Source organism: Fundidesulfovibrio butyratiphilus (genome assembly GCF_054657235.1).
On record NZ_BAAHXA010000002.1, the window covers coordinates 220,121 to 238,532 of the forward strand.

At 49.7% G+C, this 18,412-nt stretch carries 19 protein-coding genes and 2 pseudogenes; 1 reads left to right on the forward strand and 20 read right to left on the reverse strand.

Features of this window, described 5'->3' with window-relative positions:
• Positions 1 to 51: 51 nt before the first annotated feature.
• A protein-coding gene (locus ACYQ01_RS12130) for an IS3 family transposase (RefSeq protein ID WP_459934127.1) occupies positions 52 to 1,187 on the reverse strand; the annotation gives its coding sequence in 2 pieces (ribosomal slippage) (positions 52 to 912 and positions 915 to 1,187; 1,134 coding nt in all).
• A gap of 72 nt (positions 1,188 to 1,259) precedes the next feature.
• Here ACYQ01_RS12130 and ACYQ01_RS12135 point away from each other — a divergent pair.
• On the forward strand, positions 1,260 to 1,712 hold the full coding sequence (locus ACYQ01_RS12135) for a tyrosine-type recombinase/integrase (RefSeq protein WP_459934128.1): 453 nt from the start codon (positions 1,260 to 1,262) through the stop codon (positions 1,710 to 1,712).
• Between the two features lie 780 nt (positions 1,713 to 2,492).
• Here the strand turns inward: ACYQ01_RS12135 and ACYQ01_RS12140 are convergent.
• The 19 genes and pseudogenes from ACYQ01_RS12140 to ACYQ01_RS12230 form a co-directional block, all read right to left on the reverse strand.
• Complete coding sequence (locus tag ACYQ01_RS12140; protein ID WP_459934129.1) at positions 2,493 to 3,503, reverse strand: Fic family protein; 1,011 nt, start codon at positions 3,501 to 3,503, stop codon at positions 2,493 to 2,495.
• Positions 3,504 to 3,703: 200 nt separating this feature from the next.
• Positions 3,704 to 4,633, reverse strand: coding sequence for a GIY-YIG nuclease family protein (locus ACYQ01_RS12145; protein ID WP_459934130.1), 930 nt, complete (start codon positions 4,631 to 4,633; stop codon positions 3,704 to 3,706).
• A 45-nt stretch (positions 4,634 to 4,678) separates the two neighbouring features.
• On the reverse strand, positions 4,679 to 5,116 hold the full coding sequence (locus ACYQ01_RS12150; protein ID WP_459934131.1) for a DUF3841 domain-containing protein: 438 nt from the start codon (positions 5,114 to 5,116) through the stop codon (positions 4,679 to 4,681).
• 119 nt (positions 5,117 to 5,235) lie between these two features.
• The gene (locus ACYQ01_RS12155; protein WP_459934132.1) at positions 5,236 to 6,357 is read right to left on the reverse strand and encodes a tyrosine-type recombinase/integrase; all 1,122 of its coding nucleotides are present in this window, start codon (positions 6,355 to 6,357) and stop codon (positions 5,236 to 5,238) included.
• Positions 6,358 to 6,781: 424 nt separating this feature from the next.
• On the reverse strand, positions 6,782 to 6,973 hold the full coding sequence (locus tag ACYQ01_RS12160; RefSeq protein WP_459934133.1) for a hypothetical protein: 192 nt from the start codon (positions 6,971 to 6,973) through the stop codon (positions 6,782 to 6,784).
• Between the two features lie 43 nt (positions 6,974 to 7,016).
• The gene (locus ACYQ01_RS12165) at positions 7,017 to 7,289 is read right to left on the reverse strand and encodes a hypothetical protein (RefSeq protein WP_459933990.1); all 273 of its coding nucleotides are present in this window, start codon (positions 7,287 to 7,289) and stop codon (positions 7,017 to 7,019) included.
• Positions 7,290 to 7,335: 46 nt separating this feature from the next.
• Positions 7,336 to 7,893, reverse strand: coding sequence for a tyrosine-type recombinase/integrase (locus ACYQ01_RS12170; protein ID WP_459934848.1), 558 nt, complete (start codon positions 7,891 to 7,893; stop codon positions 7,336 to 7,338).
• 53 nt (positions 7,894 to 7,946) lie between these two features.
• Entirely contained in the window at positions 7,947 to 8,138 is a 192-nt protein-coding gene (locus ACYQ01_RS12175) for a hypothetical protein (RefSeq protein WP_459933991.1), read from the reverse strand.
• On the reverse strand, positions 8,135 to 8,494 hold the full coding sequence (locus tag ACYQ01_RS12180; RefSeq protein WP_459933992.1) for a hypothetical protein: 360 nt from the start codon (positions 8,492 to 8,494) through the stop codon (positions 8,135 to 8,137). The genes ACYQ01_RS12175 and ACYQ01_RS12180 overlap by 4 nt, the downstream gene beginning before the upstream one ends.
• A gap of 889 nt (positions 8,495 to 9,383) precedes the next feature.
• Positions 9,384 to 9,608 carry a hypothetical protein gene (locus tag ACYQ01_RS12185; protein ID WP_459933993.1) on the reverse strand — a complete coding sequence of 75 codons (225 nt, stop codon included), beginning with the start codon at positions 9,606 to 9,608 and terminating at the stop codon, positions 9,384 to 9,386.
• Between the two features lie 99 nt (positions 9,609 to 9,707).
• Positions 9,708 to 9,959 carry a hypothetical protein gene (locus ACYQ01_RS12190; RefSeq protein WP_459934134.1) on the reverse strand — a complete coding sequence of 84 codons (252 nt, stop codon included), beginning with the start codon at positions 9,957 to 9,959 and terminating at the stop codon, positions 9,708 to 9,710.
• Positions 9,960 to 10,061: 102 nt separating this feature from the next.
• Positions 10,062 to 11,180, reverse strand: a complete 1,119-nt coding sequence (locus ACYQ01_RS12195; protein ID WP_459934135.1) for a replication initiation protein — start codon at positions 11,178 to 11,180, stop codon at positions 10,062 to 10,064.
• A gap of 648 nt (positions 11,181 to 11,828) precedes the next feature.
• Entirely contained in the window at positions 11,829 to 12,740 is a 912-nt protein-coding gene (locus ACYQ01_RS12200; RefSeq protein WP_459934136.1) for a hypothetical protein, read from the reverse strand.
• A 63-nt stretch (positions 12,741 to 12,803) separates the two neighbouring features.
• A complete protein-coding gene (locus tag ACYQ01_RS12205) occupies positions 12,804 to 13,982 on the reverse strand; it encodes a hypothetical protein (protein WP_459934137.1) in 1,179 nt (392 codons plus the stop codon).
• A 165-nt stretch (positions 13,983 to 14,147) separates the two neighbouring features.
• On the reverse strand, positions 14,148 to 15,101 hold the full coding sequence (locus tag ACYQ01_RS12210; protein WP_459934138.1) for a hypothetical protein: 954 nt from the start codon (positions 15,099 to 15,101) through the stop codon (positions 14,148 to 14,150).
• Positions 15,102 to 15,647: 546 nt separating this feature from the next.
• Positions 15,648 to 15,950, reverse strand: coding sequence for a hypothetical protein (locus ACYQ01_RS12215; RefSeq protein WP_459934139.1), 303 nt, complete (start codon positions 15,948 to 15,950; stop codon positions 15,648 to 15,650).
• 3 nt (positions 15,951 to 15,953) lie between these two features.
• A pseudogene (locus tag ACYQ01_RS12220) lies at positions 15,954 to 16,259 on the reverse strand (flagellin); the annotation flags it as partial.
• 1,023 nt (positions 16,260 to 17,282) lie between these two features.
• Positions 17,283 to 17,855: pseudogene (locus tag ACYQ01_RS12225) on the reverse strand (flagellin N-terminal helical domain-containing protein); the annotation flags it as partial.
• A 132-nt stretch (positions 17,856 to 17,987) separates the two neighbouring features.
• Positions 17,988 to 18,383: a hypothetical protein gene (locus ACYQ01_RS12230; RefSeq protein WP_459934140.1), complete on the reverse strand. Its 396-nt coding sequence runs from the start codon at positions 18,381 to 18,383 to the stop codon at positions 17,988 to 17,990.
• Positions 18,384 to 18,412 lie beyond the last annotated feature (29 nt).

An 18,412-nucleotide genomic window follows, 5' to 3' on the forward strand; every position in this document is an offset into this window, starting at 1 on the left:
CATTTGTTTGGACAGATTGGCGGCAAAGTTAAGCTCTAGCCCGGTTGGTGGTCATGCCGCCTTTGAGGCTGAGTGGCCATCTCGGTATACGTCCATGGGTCGGCGACCGTCAAAGGCCGTATGCGGCCGCTGCTCGTTGTAGAAGTGAAACCAGTTTCCGAGCGCCTGACGGGCTTGCCTGCCAGTTTCGAACTCTCGCAGGTAGACACACTCCCATTTCACCGAGCGCCACAGCCGCTCGATAAAGACGTTATCCATCCATCGGCCCTTGCCATCCATGGAGATGGCAACGCCGGCATCTTTGAGAGTCTGCGTGAAGTTCTGGCCAGTGAACTGCGATCCCTGATCCGTGTTGAAGATTTCCGGCACTCCATAGCGATTCATGGCCTCTTCCAAGGCGTCAACGCAAAAATCAGCGTCCAGGGTGTTCGACAGCCGCCAGGACAGCACGGCCCGGCTATGCCAGTCCATGACCGCCACCAGATACAGGAAGCCTCGCTTCATCGGTATATACGTGATGTCGGCGCACCACGCTTGATCCGGCCGTTTGATCGCAAGATCGCGCAGCAGGTACGGGTAAATCTTGTGATCGGGATGCGGCACACTGGTCCTGGGCTTCTGGTAAATCGCCATCAGTCCCATTTTGCGCATTAACCGCCGCACGCGGCCACGTCCGACCGTGATGCCCTGATGTCGCAAATGCCGTTGCATCTGGCGTGATCCGTAAAACGGCGTCTCCAGAAACTGTTCGTCGATACGCCGCATCAGGTCCAGATTCATGGCCGACTCGCCCTTCGGGCGATGATACCACGTCGACCTGGCCAGCCCGAGAATGTGACACTGCCGGCAGACACTGAGTCGGGGATGGTGACGTTCGACCATCCCGCGCCTTCGCTCGCGACTCATCGTTTGGCGAAGGCTCGTTCTAAAAAATCTTTTTCCACGGTCAACTGGCCGATTTTGGCGTGGAGTTCCCGGATTTCGGCGGCGGCATCCTTCTGTACGGTCGCCGCCTTCCCGGAAAAGGCCGCAACCATGCCCTCCTTGGCCTGGCGCTTCCAACCGGTGATCTGCGTCGGGTGCACGTCGTACTTGCTGGCCAACTCGGCCAAGGTCAATTCGCCGGACAGGGCCTCGAGCGCCACTTTTGCCTTGAACTCCGCTGAAAACTTCCGTCGCTTGGACATCGAAACCGTCCTCCTGTGTCGAGGACTAGAGCTTAACAGGCTGCCCAATTTTCTGCGACCACCTCAGTCGAAGTGGCGTACAACCTCGGCGTCCGCACCGGACAGTCCGAGTTGCTGGCCCTGGAGTGGCGTCACGTGGATTGGGAAAACGGCTACGTCCGTGTCTACGGCAGAAAGACCAAGACCTGGAGACGCGTGAAGGTGTCTCCGAAGTTCCTGGAAAAGCTGCAACTCAAGAAGGCTGAGGCTCAGACTCCGTATCTGGTGGAATACCAGGGGCGTCAGGTCAAGCGTATCAGCAAGGCCTTCAGAACAGCTTGCAAGGCCGCCGGTATCTCCGACGACATCATTTCGTATGACATCCGGCACTTGTTCTGTTCCACGCTCTTGTCCAAGGGGGCCTCGGTCCGCACCGTCAGCGCGATGATGGGGCATAGCAACCCCTCCATGACCCTTGGACGGTACGGGCACATCATGCCCGGCGACGAGGAACGCGCTGCGGCGCTCCTGCCTGAGCTGGACTAGCTGAACCGCATGGAAACCAAGCTGTGAAGGGAGGGGCAGAAATGTCCCTCCCTCAATATTTTTCAAGACGAGGGAAATGAAACAGCAACCCGTACCTCATGTCTCATACGGTGTTGGAGGAAGTATGGAGGTTTTGCAGGAGGGTGTCTGAAGGGCTTGGGTAATCAGGGGTTGACACTTTTCCGCTTCATACACCTTCATACACAGTGATTACAGCGGATTAAACAGTTCTCTCCAACATCGCGGTCAACGCAAGGTTCACCAGGAGGTTGACAACCATAAAAAAAGGACCAGTCAACTTTATGTGTTAACCGGCCCATTTTCTTGGGGAAATTTGTGGTCGGGATGAGAGGATTTGAACCTCCGACCCCCTGAACCCCATGTCTCCAGGTCCGTAGTAAATATTTGAAATAATTGGATAATTTAAATAATTTTTGGCGTCTACACCAACGCTGAGCCAACGGTTTTTTGGTGATTCCCAACGATCCTGCCAACGCACCGTTGGTTAACCTCCAACAGTGCTGCCAACGCTCCAATTTACCGTTGGCTATCGCGCTCTATCTCAAGAAAAATACACTTTAAGGAAGTAAACAACATCGCTTTATTTATGGACAAAATGCGCGTACAAACTCGACATTTCTTTTTCCATGCAAGGAAAACACTTTATTGCATCCGCGTCAATCGTAACAAATTGCATTCTGAAAACAACACACTCACAGGTTTACTCCTCTAGTAAGTAGCATACGCTTTCTATAGTACACGCATAGCATTCTTCAGAGTCTACTCATCGAACAATCGCAGCCACTGACGCCCTTTTTCCGTCAGACGATATCGTTGCAGACGGCTATTGGGTTTGTCGGGAAGAGTCATTTCAATGAGTCCCTCTATCAGGGCAGGTCTGAGGTAGCGCTCTCGAAATGACTTGCGGTCGTGCAACTGAAGGGCTTCTTGCAGTTCTTCACGGGACATTTCCCCTTTCACGGCCAGAAGCAGTTGACCGACTTGGGGGGTGACTGAGGGGGCGACTTGGGGGGTAGATACGGCGATGGTATCGAAAATCATCCCGAGCATAAATTCTATGAAAGGAGCGCAGTCCGTTTGCCGCGTGCTTTCCTGCAAGGCCTCATAATACTCGGCTTGATGCTCATAAACCAGACTTTCCACGGGCATATCGCCAAACAAAGGGTTCCAGCGAGCCAGAATGAGACTCTGCCACAGTCGCCCCATGCGACCATTCCCGTCAGCGAAGGGATGGATGAATTCAAATTCATAGTGGAAGACCGAACTGGCGATCAGCGGATGAAGGTCACTGCACCTCAACCAACTGAACAGATCGTCCATCAGCTTCGGAACGCGATCCGCCGGAGGGGCCATGTGAATGACATGAGGACCTTCCATCACACCAACGTTTCCACTCCGGTAGCTTCCGGCTCTATCAACCAGGCCGGACATCAGAATACGGTGGGCCTCCAGAAGGTCCTTTTCCTCTCCAGGGCTCCATGTGTCGAAGCAATCATAGGCAACGAGAGCATTGCGGACCTCCTGCACTTCTCGAGGCGGAGCGATAACCCTTTTCCCGTCGAGGATAGCGGTAATTTGCGCTTCGCTCAGTGTGTTTCCTTCAATGGCAAGCGATCCTTGAATGGTGCGGATGCGGTTGATGCGCCGCAACCGAAGTGATTTCGCCTGCTCGTTGAGGATAGTCAACCGTCCCACCGCTTCGCTAACTCGGCCGACAAGATTGACAATCACGGAGGTGATGGAAAAAGGTGGTCTGTACTGCTGGCTCATAGAGCGCCTCTTTGGCGTGTATGCGTATCAGGACACTGCTGTACTATTCAATATAACAGAAAAAAGCCAACATCCTTGTGACGCACGAGAGCCCCGTCGCAACAACCCCATCCAATCCTTTATATCTCAGACCAGCCATTAAAACGACCTCACCGTAGAGCCGCATACGGTTCAACCCCTCGCCAGGAAACAACAAAACATTAATCATCAAATTCCTGCTGTTTATTCTCGAACGGCGTTCTATATACTTCATGCAAAGATTTTCCATTATCTTCTGAAACCCATGACTTCCAACCGTTGCTTGAGTTTCCAAGCACAAGATTTGCTGCAGCAGTAGGAGTTGAAAGCAAAAGATCTTTTGTTAAAATATAATTCCCAGAGTCATGATCAACGAGCACCCCCTCATTGCACAGCGCGTCACGCTTTTGCATATACGCAGCATAAGACTGCATGCTCGGAACAACTTCTTTTCTAATTATGGAATTTTTAAATATGACAAAGCCCTCATCGTTCAGTTCCCCCCGAGCATCTCCTCCCTGACCTGAACATTTAAAAACATGATGTTTTTTATTGCGATACTCATTTGCCCTATCTGAATCGTTTTCGAATTTATCACTAGACACCAATTGTTCAAAAACAGGAAATCCAAGCGTTGTCAACAATGTTTCTATGGTTAAAAATGCATCAAGTATGTCCGCCTCCATAGGTTCATTTACATGTGGCTTCGACTCGTCTTTTGTATTTACCAATACGTATCTATCTCTTTCCCTTGCTATTTGTATTGAATGACTTTCCAGGTATTTAATATGGGTCTGAGTAAATGAGTCTGAAGAAGATACAACCATTACTGCTGTGTTAAAATCTTTTTCGCGGCCATGAACCAGGAGCCTTCCTGAAAAATTTTCTGACTGCCCTATGTAAACAGTTGGACGGCCAGTTTCTTGTGATTCTCCAAACAAAAAATAACAAGTTGGCTGACTAGCTTCTTTAATATTCTGAAGCTGAGACAATTGCACTTGAGGAATCTGAATGGCCTTAACCAACCGCGTTGTGATTTCAGCGATTCGTATCCCACGCGGGTCGCCATCTGGCAAATAAATCTGAATCGTTTTCCCGTTATTAATACCCATACCTACCTCCTTCAGTAAAGTTATTAAGCATTATTAATGCGCAAACTATTTACTGTATAATGTATTATATAGTATGGTTGTTGCACACGTCAAGCACCTGTCGACTCCATACCCAATAACTACTAACAACATTTTACAATAATACCTGTTGTTGAGGCAAATGTGCCAAGAGGTGAAGTCGGAGAGGAGGGCCAAAGAACTGTCAACCTCAATGGTAAGGAGCATTCCGGGCGTCCCGGACTCGAGGTGACCTCCATACCGAAGGTCAGGTCGCGATTGATTGCATCGCCAGGATGCCCAGGCCCAGAGAGGATACTTGCCGGCTTTCCCCGACCGCTTCGGCAACCGACGTTCCATTTGCGCAACCATCCAATCGTAAGCATGGCGCACCCCAACCCAGACGCGGCGACCGTCTCCAATCAAGTATCCCCGCTGAAGAAGGACCTCGTAAGCTGATTGGGGAAGGATATGGTAGAGAAGCATCGGGATTCCGTATGCGCAGCCGCCTGCGCTTTTGGTTCAGATACCCTGCGAGCATCTCAACCTCTCGCCAGCTCATTGATTCCGTAAAAAATGGGGTGGATATCTCCACCCCATCTTCACTAACTCACAGCGCAGAGTTCTGGCAACAAGCTGACCGCCCGCTCCTTTTCTCCCTGAAGGTACTGGTAATACGTGTCCGCAGTCATGGTCACGTTCGCATGCCCCATGAGTTTCGAGACAGCAGCCAGGTCCGCTCCTCTGCTCAGCATGGTCGTGGCAAAGAGGTGTCGAAGATCGTACATACGGGTCGGCACCTTGATCCCGGCTCGCTCACACGCGGCCTGATAGGCCTTGTTCATCCGAGTGACCGGCTTCCCATGATACTCGATGACATACCCGGACTTCGACGTGGCTTCCATCTCTCGCAACTTCTGGGCAAACGTCGGACTGAGTGGGATCACCCGCGTCGTCTGCGTTTTCGAAGCGTACACCTTGATGGATGGGGCATTCCAGTCGATTTGATCGTACCGAATGGAGAAAAGTTCAGATACGCCTGGACGAAGACCCAAAGTGAAACATACTTCGATGGCCCAGCGAACATGAGTGTCCGCATGTTCCATGATCTTCTTGACATCGTCGAGGTTTATCTGGACTTCACGAGGGCGCTCCTTGGTCTTCTTTCGACCCTTCATGGGATTTGTTTTGGTCAATCCCATCTCCAGTCCAAAGTTGAAGACCGCATTGAGGTAATCCGTATAGCGGTTCACCGTTGTTTTTGAGCGCTTCTTCCCCGTCTTATCGCTCACTTCCTGAAAGTGGCGAATAAACGGAAGCATATCCATTGCATAGGTCATGGAGTCAACGACCTTGTTTCCAATCACAGGGAGAAACTGGTTCTTCACATGAAGTTCAATGCTGCGGACATGTCGATCCGATCTTCCAGACGCTTTGAGATGATTAATGTAGTGGTCAGTCAACTGAAGAAGGCGTATTCCATCTTGCAGCGCAGGCGGAGTAATGTAGTGAACTTTTGATTCCGCCTTTTGTTCCATGTGATTCACGGGTGATACTTCTTGATGACGCCAGGTGGACTTAACCAGTTCTTTTTTCACTTTTATAGCAGTGTCAAAATCCGTTGCCTGCTTATACGCTTCAGCCCCACGGCCAAACGATCTGTCCTTTCTCTTACCATTTTCCCAGTAGTAAACCATCCATCTTCCGTCACGTTGATAAACTCCCATTGCATTCTCCATGATCAATATGAAAGATTGAATTTTGAAAAATTTAAACAAAAACACCCATTGATATTATACGCCGACATAGGTCAGACTGCACGGAAACAAATTTTGCAACAAGAGCCACGCACAAGCTTTTGAGGTTGTTTGACCGTAAACAGTGTTGTTAGCATCATTGGAAATAGTATGATGATTAGTTCGAGCTCAAAACATCGTGAGCTGTTCTTCTTTGTGTTCATCTTCAACAAATACATCAAATGTATCCAACGAATCGTCAGGGTACTTTCCTCGCATAACGTACCCTTGGAACCTGTTCCCACACGACTCACACGGAACACTCTCTTCGAAGTCAAATGGGACTTTAACCCTCTTCTTACAGTGAGGATTACGGCACGGAATAATTTTTGTTTCGTAGTACATGACTGGCTCCTTACTTACAGTGTCTTTGTGTCGAATCTTGTTCGACAACGATTTGATTGGCTTTCACTGGCTGCTTCATCATCCGGTCAAATGCTTCCGCCTTGACCTTGGCCTCGTCACCGCGACCGAAGCTCTTGTCCCGGCGCTTTCCGTTCTCGTTGTAATACACCATCCACCGCCCATCGCGTTGATAGACGCCCATTGGAACCTCCCAGGGTTGATTGTTTGGAATATTGAAACGTAGTCTACTGGAGATTATCGGAAGGAGTATCGACGTTGGTGTTCAGTTCGACGTTCACAGAGAACTTGTCACCATTGAGAAACGTCTCCATGAACTTTCCCAGAGACTCCGGGTCAAACATGTTCTCGCCGGACTGTTTCAAGTGTGAGAAGAAACCGAGTTTGTCCATCTCAATCATGAGATGCACCAGTTGCTTGACTTCTATGGAGACATGAACTCCATCCCCAACATTACAGAAAGGCGACCGCATTTTGCTTCTTTTACTCTTTGTGTTCACCACACGCTCCTGATCGAACAAAAGGGGCTTCCGCCCCTGTTACAGGTTATACCGAGTTGAGCAGGATTTCCTCGACTTCCTCGGCCTGCACACCGAGGTAACGTCTGGTCACTCCAGGACTACTGTGATTGAGCCGCTTGGCGATCAACTCCCAACTCACGCCATATTGCTTGCGTTGGAAATAACACCATGTCTTGCGCAACGAATGCGCTCCATAGTTGCCCTTGACGTTGATCTCGGCGGCCCACCTTTTTACCATCATGGTCACCGCATAGGTGGTGAGCGGATAGTTCTTGCCCTTGCGAGACTTGAACAGGTAATGTTCCTCCTTCGGCTTTGCGGTGGACAAATAGATGTCCAGCGCGGCCTTGATTTCAGAGTTCATCATCAGGACGTTTTCCTTTCCCGTCTTCTTCTCAATGATCGGAATCCGATCACCGACTCTGACAGAGGCAACGTCCCTGACCTTCAAGGCCAGGATGTCCTGCACCCTGAGTCCAGTGTTTATGCCCATGATGAACAGCAATCGGTCACGCGGACGATCCGCAAGAACCTTCTTGATGGCCTTCACGTGCTTCATCTCGATGAAAGGTCCGACCTTCATCGCAACACCTCCGGAATCCGGCTTTTGCTCCAAAACACCTTGGAATCGTTCATTCAAAACAGGCCTCGACGTCGGGATTTCCATGAAAACATGGTTATCCCATTGAACTTCTTTGCCTTTTTTAAAAATCCCAATGTACGATCTTGGGCAATACCGTACTTTCCTTCTTGACTCGCTTTGCGCATGATCTGAAACGAAAAAGCCATTCCTTGATCAGGATTGGCTTTTCCGGCATTGGCCTTCACACCTTCGTCAAGATGAGCCTGTCATCTTCGAAGGCGACGGAGAATTCGTCTCCGGGCAGCACTTCCATGTGCTCCGGGAGCAAATTTTCCATGTTCAGCACCAGCTGTCCCTTGGAGTTCACTCGCGGACGGGATGTGGACTTCGTATACAGTCCTTCCACGTCATGGTAGATCTTCTCCTCGCTGCACAACCGCAGAATGTACTGCTTGAGCACCTGCTTATGCTTGATGTTCATGCGTTCCATGATCTGATTGGCGTTCAGCTTCTCGTTGATGAGTTGCTTGAGCACCGTTGGGTTGTACTTCGATTCGAACCGCTTGGGAGCTTCACCGTCTGAGGTTTGCTTCTTAGCCATGCCATTTCTCCTCGTTTTGAAAAGATTATGGTGGTGTATATCTGTATTTTTCTGCCACATAGTGACATACGCTGTGCTCAACCACGTGATTTGGCTGTTATGTGGCGTTGTTCAGCACGCATTCTGTGGCGAAGAAGCAACGAAAAACGTTCTTTGGGACAAAAAGGCCCCTTCCTGGATGTTTGAGCAGTTTCAGGACCAGACCCTTGGCCCAAGGGGAGAACTTGCAGGAGAATTGAAATATGGGGCAGGGATTTGGGGCTGAACCGGAGACGGAGGAGCAGTTGACGACGACAGGGAGGAATTGGAACCAGGCGTTCGCAGAATGCTCAAAACCGCATAAATATGCGCAAAAATCGCGTGAAAATGCGCAATTTTCAGCTATTTTTCATGATTTATCATGAATATCTGCAAAAAAACAGGACTTTACCATGTAAAACATCCTGTTTCGCAATGTGAATCGACAAATCGAGACTGCTGAACCCCGCACCGGCAAGAATGCGGAGTCGGACAGCCGACGGTAGAGAGGATCGTCACCGACCCAAGCCCCGTATCACCACCGGACATGCGGTTTTCCCGCATCCGGCGATACCGGGAACGTGTGTTTGTGTTGTTCTGGCGGACAGAGAGTCCGCAAGAGAGATGTATATTGAATGGATTGAAGGCCAAGTCCCCCTGTAATAACAGAAATGACTTGTCTTCCTTGCCGATTGGAAAGAATGTTCCCGGTGCTTCCCTTATGGAAACGCAGCCGCCTGATGGAGTCTGGAGTCCTCACGCTCTTGAGCGAACTCCCATCAGGTTTCCCTTGGTTCGAAAACCGATCCGTTCAGTGACGTCCAGCGCCTAATCGCATACGACGACTTCACAATTGAGAGGATTTGCATCTTCAAGCTTCAGAGGGCCATGCTCCTCGCTCAATCGTCGCGCCACCACGGCTTGATTCCATCACCATGGAAATACTGGCCGCCTCCTCGGACTCAACCACTTCACCATGCGGATCACTCCTACCCGGCTGGTTCTTCTCAAGCATGTTCATTCGATGAGGGCGATGAACATGGTTTTCCTTGAGAAGATTGAATTTTTTGTCCTTGTCACCAAAATACAGCGACACTCGCACACCAGCGAGACTTGGATCGGTTGACGTTCAAGGCGCCCATGACCTGAATCGTCGATTCTTTAGCATTGCTAACAGTATGGATTAATATCTCTATCAATCACCTTGAAAATGCGATTGTTCATGCAGTAACCATGGTTCAGACAGGATGTTCCATTTTTCCATAGATATCTCATTGACACCAACTGTTCGAATTCCATAAAATACTTTCAGATAAACGTGCAAAGAGCTCATGTGGACTGCTTGTGCAATCCTTTGGATGCGTTGCATGTGTTCAGGAGATGAACGTTCATCCCTGGCGGGGGCTTGTGTCTCCAGATTTTCCAGTTTCAATTTTTCTCGATTCATCTGTCTCGTTCTGAACACCACCCCAACCCCCAAAAAAAGGTAGTTAGCTATATTAAGGTTACTTGGCATTGGAAATCAATGCACTTGAGTAATATTATATAGTTATTGAATTTGTATACTTTTAAGTTTAAAATATTTAATTGTCTCTTTGTAATTGTTTAATGTTTTGAGACTGAGTTGAGTCATTTCAGAGATGTTTTTACGTGTTACCTTTTGATTGCTCCTAACAAGTTCTTCACATGCACCGTGGATTTTAGATTCAGTATTTCTTCTACGTTTTTCATTAGCATATCTTGCACCAATCGATTTACGATTATGAATTTCAAGTTTCAATTCTTCTTCAGACAAGGTGCTTTTGTCCAGTGCTTCAAAACCGAGAGCTCCAATATCCCAGGTGAATCGCTTCATCCATCTGTCTTTGCGACGCATCCAGACCCATCTGGAGACAGCCTTTGCGACAGAATGCGCTTCTTTTTCCATAAGAGGATGATCTTTCTCAATCTGACTGAGCTTTAACCAGTTTTCCAAAGCATTGGAGGCAACGGCCTCGTGAAACAAGTTGTACTCATCAAATTGATGAACATATTCATATGCATATGCTCTCGTGGAATTAAACAGGGTGACTTCTCTACTGTCGCTGTCTTCGAATGAAGTCTGATACCGTTTTCTTTTTGGGAAGACGGCGAATTCGGCAAGATACTCAAGGGCATACCTCTTGTCAGCCCAGTGGACTTTCCACTTGCTCGAAACTTCGCCGTTTTCCGTTTTTATAGTATTCTGTTCAAGATTCCTATAGAATGGATTGTTCATGGATGTTCCAGAATAGGACAGGTCACCTTCCATCGCCAGGGTCAATCCCAATTTCACATCCTTGAAGTACAAATATGGCTTGAAGTTGATGTGTTGCGAACCCCAGTACCTGGGAATCGTCACGGGATGCTCCAGTTCGTAGAAGAATTTCGAATGATTCGATGTTGGAGTAATAATTGTTATGGTCGGTTCAGGGAATCCTTCATCCATCCACAGACTCGCCGAGCCTTCCCAGTCGAGGTCAACCCCAACATACTGAAATCTCTGTTTCGGCAGGTGGATGAACTGCGCATTCGCAAGAACTTCGGAGTTGACATCCCCCCACTGGTAGTTTTCATGTCCACAAGTTGAGTACATTACTTTGTTTCCAATGTATTCAATAAATCGTCGTTTTGCATTCCTTGAATCCATACAGTCACCTCACTCATTTTTGTTTGATGTTCCGCTCTAAGTTGTTCACCAACAATATTGTGGCTCTATTTTCTTCATATATCTATTTTCAAGTGGCTGCTCTAGAGATCAGAGTTTCTTTTGGCTCAGTGCTGTGGCGTTCGTTACCCAACAGGAGCAGAAGATGAGTCAGCCAAATTGCATACCGATTCAGTCCTGTTCTGACTTTTCCAAAAACGCAGGCTCCTGCTCATTTGGTTTGGGTGAAGGAAAAAGGAGAAGGCTCTTCCTCGATCAGCCTCTTGACTGTCCTGGGGGTATGCTTACTTGTGGGATTGCCCTCCAAAAAACCACCCACAACGAAATCGAACACCGTCAGCCTCACCGTTGGCGGTGTTCCCTTTGCTGGATACTCAGCGGCTGCTGTGATCCGCACAGGCAGTGCTGTCTCATATAGAGGGGAAGGGTCGTCTTTTGACGGCCCTTCTTTTTTACCGAATGAATTTCGTAGATTGTGATGGGAATGAAGAAACTGAAGCTTCCTGGTCCAAGGGGACTACTGACCACAACCATATTCGTTACTTTCTGCATTGGCAAACCCTACCCCACCGTCGCTCAATAAAAAGGACCGGCGCTGGGCCGGTCCACTGTGTCCATATACGGTCAGGGCTAATCGAACTTGATGTCCTCATCGAGATGTCTGCGCGTGATCATCTCCTCCAGTTCTAGAAAGTACAGGGCATTCACCAGCTGACAATAATGTGCGTGTCTGAGCCCAAGCAGGTCACGCCGTCCAATGCACAACTTGTTTTTGATTTGTTCCTCGAAGGCTTCCAGGTGCGGGTAGTCATGGTAGTAGACACCAGAACTCGTTGTGGACGGGTTCTGGTGCTTGGGGAAGTACAGCAAATCCGCCTTGTCCAAGCCAGGATTCACGGGATTCCAGTAAAGGACGCGGCCCCTTTTCCCGTAGTCCAGCCAGGTCTTCGAGTCGCAGGAGTAGGCTGGAACATACCCAATAAGCTTGGGGCTCGTCATTCCGAACAGGTGGACTTTGATTCCTGCACTGTAGAGCTTGTTGACAACAGGCGAAAGAACAGCGAGGTCGTCACGGTTTTCTCCATGGCACTGGCCGATGGCGACCATCTTGTACCCGCCGGCAATGAGACGATCCGCGTCGTTGTTCGAGAGGTTGTGTAGAACCGGGACAACATTGATCCCTTCGTTCTCAAGTTCAACCTGGAGCTCCCAGTTGTGCTCGAAGCTGTCCGGCTCATATTTCTCGTCGAAGCTGAAGATAAAATCAAATTTAGATTGCATGACCTTTGCAAAGTATTTGAATCTGTTGAAAAGTCTCTTAGCAGCACGCTCCCGTTCATACCTTTGTCTATAAAGTTCGTATAGGCTGTGAGTTCCACAATCAAGAATCACGTCGCCGATCATGTGACGGTATACGGAGAGGTAGCTCATGTGCTCAACCAGGCCATAGAAGGTCAGGAGCACGTTGGGCTTCCATGCCGGATTGATCCTGTTCAGGTCCTTGATGATTGGGATACTCAGAGCGGACAAAAAAATTTTCACAGTTTCCTCCTTGTGCCGAGTCCCCCAGGCAGTGCCAAGGGGACCCGGATGTGGGGGTTCGTGCTACGCGTTGGCGGATTCCTCGACGACCTTCTTGAACGCCAGGAGGTCAGCGATCAGACTGTCGACAAGAGTTAAATCGACCTTGCCCCTGAGTTTCCGACCCATATGTATATAGGGCTTGATGGACTCGCTGGCCTGGACAAGCAGGGCATCGACATTAGGTAAAAGGACCTGCGGAGCTTCCTCCTGACCTCCGCTGGTGGATGTTTCACCTTCCTGTTGCGTCTGGGCGTCGTCATCCTGCTGGGGTATGAAGTCCTTCCTCTTGACCTGATGGGTGGTGACCTTCACAAGGAGTTCGGAAGGCGCCGACTCGCCCTGCTCCTTGGCTAACTTCTTGAGGTACTTGCGCTCATCGCCGGTCAGCGGATCCTGGACGGCAAGGAAATTTTCCATCACCTTCGGGTCGATAAATACATTCAACCTTTCGAGCTTGAGGACTTCGATGATGGCGTCCGCGCGGGCCTTGCGCTCGTCGTCGTCCATGTTCTCGCTGAAGCCCTGTTTCTTCAGGAGACTGCTGATCGGGTCAGAACCAAGGGACTCCCGGTCCGTGTCAGCCAAACCGTTGTAAAAGGTGCCCATCGCGGCAAGGCGCTCGATTCCCAGCCAGAGGTGCTCCTCAACCATGGGGAGGGAGGCCAGGCTCATGTACTTCTCTCGGGTCCGCTTCTTTATGAATGGAACGTTCTTTTCGGACCAGGAAGTCCAGTCGTTGTAGTTCTTGCTGTAACGAATGTTCTGAAGCCTGCTCAGGTTAAGTCCCATGCGAAAAGCGTAGAAGGCGAGAAAGGAATTGGCCTTGTCCTGAAACTTGTTGAACTCGCCGCAGTGAGTCTTAAGTTCTTCGATGATTGCATTCTCGTCGGTCTTAGAGTTGACTTCCGACACCAACGTTTCGCGCATGGTAGCAGCGCTGACATGCTGCTTCTGCGCAAGCTCGACAGTGGAAGGAATCTGACCCACCCCGCCGGTGGCTCCGACCAAACCTTCATACGCAGCGGCCTTGGCGAAGTCCTCGACAGTCTGACCGGAATTGTTCAGGAACTTCAACCCGTCCTGAATCGACATAGTGCTTTCGGTGGTGAAAGGGGGGCTGCCGGCTCCACCAGTTCCGCCAGTGCAGCCGGTTCCGCCAGTGATGCCTTGGTCAATATTTACGTTGTCATTATGAGACATGGTGTCCTCCAACATTTCCCCTTCCGGGGTATTTGGCGAAGGGGGTCCTCGTCCCAATGACGAGCAACCTGTGTTCGCTGTCGATGGAGGCACACTAAAGAGAAGGGCGAAGACTACTTGCCAAATTCTGGAAAAAGAAAATGGCAACAGCCCAGAGTGGGCTGGCTATTTTGATTTCAGTGGAATTATAGTGACTTGCTGAATGCAGCGTTCGGTTGATTCGTAGTACTCACGAATCCTGGGCTTCCTATAGAGAATCTGCTCCCAAACCCCACCCGTAGCGCCAGCTTTTTCAATCCTATCCTTGAGCAGGCGGTAGACCTGGTCGAACGGTAGCGGCTCTTGCCCGTCGACCTCGTGGGCCTTGTCCCACATCCAGAGCATGGTCAGCCGCATGGCATCGGTACTATTGATATGCTTCCCAGCCAAACTGAGCTTGTACACGGATTCATACGTTTCCAGGGGAACCTGTTGTTTTTCGAGCAGGCTTTCAACGGCTTTATTGATGATACTCAACGCATAGACTTCAAGCCCAACCTTTCCAGGCTCTTCAATAATAGCCTGTGGTAAAATCTTTATCTCCTTTGACCGCTTAAGATCAAAGCAGAATGTGTTCGGAGTAAAACCATCGACTGTAATGAGCCATTGTCCGTTGAGTTTGACCAGTGCCGCGATATCCGCAATGTTTTCAGTAGAAAATGAAACATCGTCGTTGTTAATCAGCTTCATGATTACAGCGTCCGTATCCACTCCATCGGTACAGGACTTGTAGATCCTTCCAAATTTATTTTCAAATCCAAAGCTCAAAAATCCATACTTGAAAAATAGAAGCCCGGCCTGTTCCCCATGATCCCGCTCCAAGCGCAGCCTGAAGGGCGTGTAACGCAACTCCTCCTTTCCCTCATGAGTCGATGAGTACTCCATCATCTCATCAATATACTCTTTCGACTGCATATAGTCATACACGCCAATGTTTTGAAAAAAATTGTTATACCTGTCAATTACAGCGCAATACCTTCTATACAGCGGATTGCGTCGCATATATTCCCAATACCAGAGCGCTACATTTTTAAGACGGTCGGTATCGTCGAAAGACGCTTTCTTAGAAATTTTCGCCATGGCCAGCCATAGCAATTCCTTCTGGCGTTTGTAAATCCGGTCAGCATTGGAGCTGAGTGCGAAACCGGAAGCGCAGGCACCTGCGCAAACTGTCCAAATCTGAGCTTGTAATGAGTCTGACCAAATGACTCATCCTGAATTCACTCAAACCGGCTTGGTCGAACTACAACGCCATCTTCGGCAAAGCATTTGCCTTGGACAGTATCGTGGTCTTTACCTTGGCAGGATTGAAAAGAGCATCTTTATGAGAGATGTCCACAAGTAACCACAATGAATTCTTCGAGAGAAAACGACAGGCCCAATGAGTAGGAGCTTGTTGGGTAAGGGCAACGAGAACCTCCAGCCTTTCAACAAGACCGGAGCAAGCGGGGAACCTGGCTGGATTTCAGGAAAAAGATGACTGGGGCAGACACTCCCTTTCGGGTGGAAAGTGGCCGCCCTTCGTCATCTCCGACAGCAGATGGCGCTCAGGTGGCTTCCTATGAAGTGGAGAGCCAAGACAGCCTGGCTCCTCCGACTTCTCAAAGGAATCAAGTCGCCACCTCGTTACTCAATCAGTCCGAGCAAGCGATAAACACGGTCGGTGTCCAGCCCGCTATGCGCATTTACAATCTGATTGGGATCGCTCTGCGCCTGCGCAATGACGCTTTGGTAGGCATTGTATTCATCGTCAGTGTTAAACGCTGACCTTGGGACTGAAGCTTGCGCGCTTAAGCTCACTGTATCACCAGAAGATGCAGACTTTCCTTGAGCAGCGGTAGTCGGAGATTGGTTGTCGGATAGAGCCTTTTCCGGCGTTATCAAAGAGGAACCATAGCCACCGACTCCATTAACATTCATGTAGCCCACCCATTATCCTTGAATAAGTTGCAACGCCATCTTCGGCAACGAATTCGCCTGAGAAAGCATGGCCACACCAGCTTGAGTCAAAATCTGCTGGCGAGTATACTCTGTCATTTCCGTTGCCACGTCGACGTCCGATATGCTTGACTCAGCCGAAACGAGATTTTCTACCTGCACGGACAAATTCGTTACTGTGTTCGTCAGCCTGTTTTGTATCGCTCCAAGATTTGCTCTGATTCTGTCCTTGGACACGATTGCACGGTCAAGAGCCGCCAGGGCGCGTTGGGCCGCTTCTTGTGTGGAGATGGAGTAGCCGTCGCGCGCATAATGATACTCATACACATGCTCGGAAGAAAAAGTGCTCCCCGCATTTGTGATGCTTGAGGGTTGGTACACACCGTTGTTGCTCAACCAGGTCGACGCTCCAGTGCTTGCCGAGCCCAGGATTTGAGTTTGTGTCAACAGGCCACCAAAATCATCAAGTGCGTATGTTCCTGGAATATACGTAGCAGTCCCTGACCCCATTGATGTCAGCTCATTCTGCATGGCTGTCCACCCAGCGTTGTTTGCCGCATCTGTAGCCAAGGCGGTCGCTTCATCCACAGAACGTCCAGCGGATATGGCGCTCGTATATGTCGTGTTGTACGTTGGCACCCAATTTTCATCATAAACCTGCTTCAAGTCATTATAGACAGCAGTCCCATTCGTTGATGCTGTCGATTCTGCAATAGGATGCACAATGCTATGTGCGGCTGCCGCAGCGGCTGCCGGGTCTTTCGGAGGAGACTGGGCTGCTAACTGCGAAGCATATTCCGACGGAAACTGGTCATTGTAAACAGCTGTATATGAGGCAGTAAACGTCGCATTGGAAGCTGCTCGCATCAGAAGCTCGGCCCCGGAAACATTTTGAAGAGGCATTTCCGTAGGATTTCCAGAAATGAACTTCGTCGATTCCGAAAGGGACGCCTCTATTCCAGCCTTGGCTGCGTCGCCATCCGCTAATCGGGAAGCTTCCGCAGCCGAGTATCCACGCGCAAGATATTGCGTATATGCAGAGCTGTAAGCAGTGCCATAAGCATCATCATAGGCATTGTTCAAAGAATCCGTTATGGAAGACTTGTCGGCTTGAGCTCTGGGTTCGGCAACCTGAGCAGCCAACGTATTTGCGCTTTCTCGGGCAGCGGCCGGATCAAGTCCCTCCGATATACGCTGAGCATAAATCGTATTAAAAGTTGTCTGGTATTCGGAAGAATACGTGGCGTTGTACGCAGCAGTTGCCGCAGAATCGCGGAGCTTCTCAAAGTATGCATAGTTCTGAGGCTGATTTATTACATTGTTTGCATTGTTTCCGATGCCAAATGAAGACGATGTGCAGTTGTTTATCTGAACGTAGTAATAATCTTCAGCGCTTGAGTTTGACACCCCGAAGTGTATCTTGAGCTTTCCAACAGGATTCAGCCCATTCCCGTTATGTTCGGACGAAGCCAGGTTTCCATTGAGCAAGTATATACCATTGAACTTTGTTGAACTTGCTATGCGCGTGATCTCGGAAGCCATGGATTGATACTCGGAATCGATGATCAGCCGTTGATCCGACGTATAGGTTCCAGTGGCAGCCTGAACAGCCAACTCCTTCATTCGAATCAACTTTTCATCAATGATTGAAAGCGCACCGTCAGCAGTTTGAACGGCTGATACCGCGTCATTTGCATTTCTCATGCCCTGGTTGAACGCGGAGATATCCGCCCGCATCATTTCCCGAATCGCAAGACCTGCCGGATCGTCCGCCGCCGAGTTGATTCGCAGGCCTGAGGACAGTCTTCGGGTCGAAATTCCCAACAGGGAATAGCTGTTGTCCAGATTCCTGGCCGCGTGCAGCGCCATCAGATTGTGGTTGATGACTAACGACATGAGTCCTCTCCTTCTGAGCTGGCCGTGCTCCCAGGGGCATTCCCGGCCGGACTGGCTTTTCAACGCCGCCGATGCAAAATCTTTCAGCGTCTATCGACGACTTTTTAAAAGCAAAATCTAGACCATCGTTGCTTATAGGGCCAATTTTTCTCTCCTATCCTTATTAAGGGGTAGGAAATGAGCACTGTTCAGGAACTTTTCGGGAAGAAAATTCGCGCTATCAGGCGCGGCAGGGACATGACCCAGGAAAAATTGGCCGAGCTCTCCGGGTTGTCCTTGCAGTATATCGGGGAAATCGAACGGGGAGCTCGGAACCCGTCCTTGACCACGGTGGAAAGTTTGGCCGCCGCTTTCGCCATTCCTCTGGCGGAGCTCTTCAACCTTGCGGAGTTCGAGCTTTCCGTCGATGACGTTCGACAACTCCTTATAAAACAAATAGAAAATGCGGATGAAAGCCGCCTGCGCAGCTTCTTTCGGGTCAGCCAGGTCTTTTTCAAGTAGCGACGCCAGCACCCGAGCTTTCGCCACTTTTTTGACTTTCCGCTCGGGACGGGCCT

What these genes read in the sequence shown, in the direction of transcription:
- ACYQ01_RS12140 (WP_459934129.1), bottom strand. Translation starts at nt 3,503, where the DNA reads ATGAGCCAGCAGTACAGACCACCTTTTTCCATCACCTCCGTGATTGTC.
- ACYQ01_RS12145 (WP_459934130.1), bottom strand. Translation starts at nt 4,633, where the DNA reads ATGGGTATTAATAACGGGAAAACGATTCAGATTTATTTGCCAGATGGC.
- ACYQ01_RS12150 (WP_459934131.1), bottom strand. Translation starts at nt 5,116, where the DNA reads ATGCTTCTCTACCATATCCTTCCCCAATCAGCTTACGAGGTCCTTCTT.
- ACYQ01_RS12155 (WP_459934132.1), bottom strand. Translation starts at nt 6,357, where the DNA reads ATGGGAGTTTATCAACGTGACGGAAGATGGATGGTTTACTACTGGGAA.
- ACYQ01_RS12160 (WP_459934133.1), bottom strand. Translation starts at nt 6,973, where the DNA reads ATGGGCGTCTATCAACGCGATGGGCGGTGGATGGTGTATTACAACGAG.
- ACYQ01_RS12170 (WP_459934848.1), bottom strand. Translation starts at nt 7,893, where the DNA reads ATGAAGGTCGGACCTTTCATCGAGATGAAGCACGTGAAGGCCATCAAG.
- ACYQ01_RS12180 (WP_459933992.1), bottom strand. Translation starts at nt 8,494, where the DNA reads ATGGCTAAGAAGCAAACCTCAGACGGTGAAGCTCCCAAGCGGTTCGAA.
- ACYQ01_RS12190 (WP_459934134.1), bottom strand. Translation starts at nt 9,959, where the DNA reads ATGAATCGAGAAAAATTGAAACTGGAAAATCTGGAGACACAAGCCCCC.
- ACYQ01_RS12195 (WP_459934135.1), bottom strand. Translation starts at nt 11,180, where the DNA reads ATGGATTCAAGGAATGCAAAACGACGATTTATTGAATACATTGGAAAC.
- ACYQ01_RS12205 (WP_459934137.1), bottom strand. Translation starts at nt 13,982, where the DNA reads ATGTCTCATAATGACAACGTAAATATTGACCAAGGCATCACTGGCGGA.
- ACYQ01_RS12210 (WP_459934138.1), bottom strand. Translation starts at nt 15,101, where the DNA reads ATGGCGAAAATTTCTAAGAAAGCGTCTTTCGACGATACCGACCGTCTT.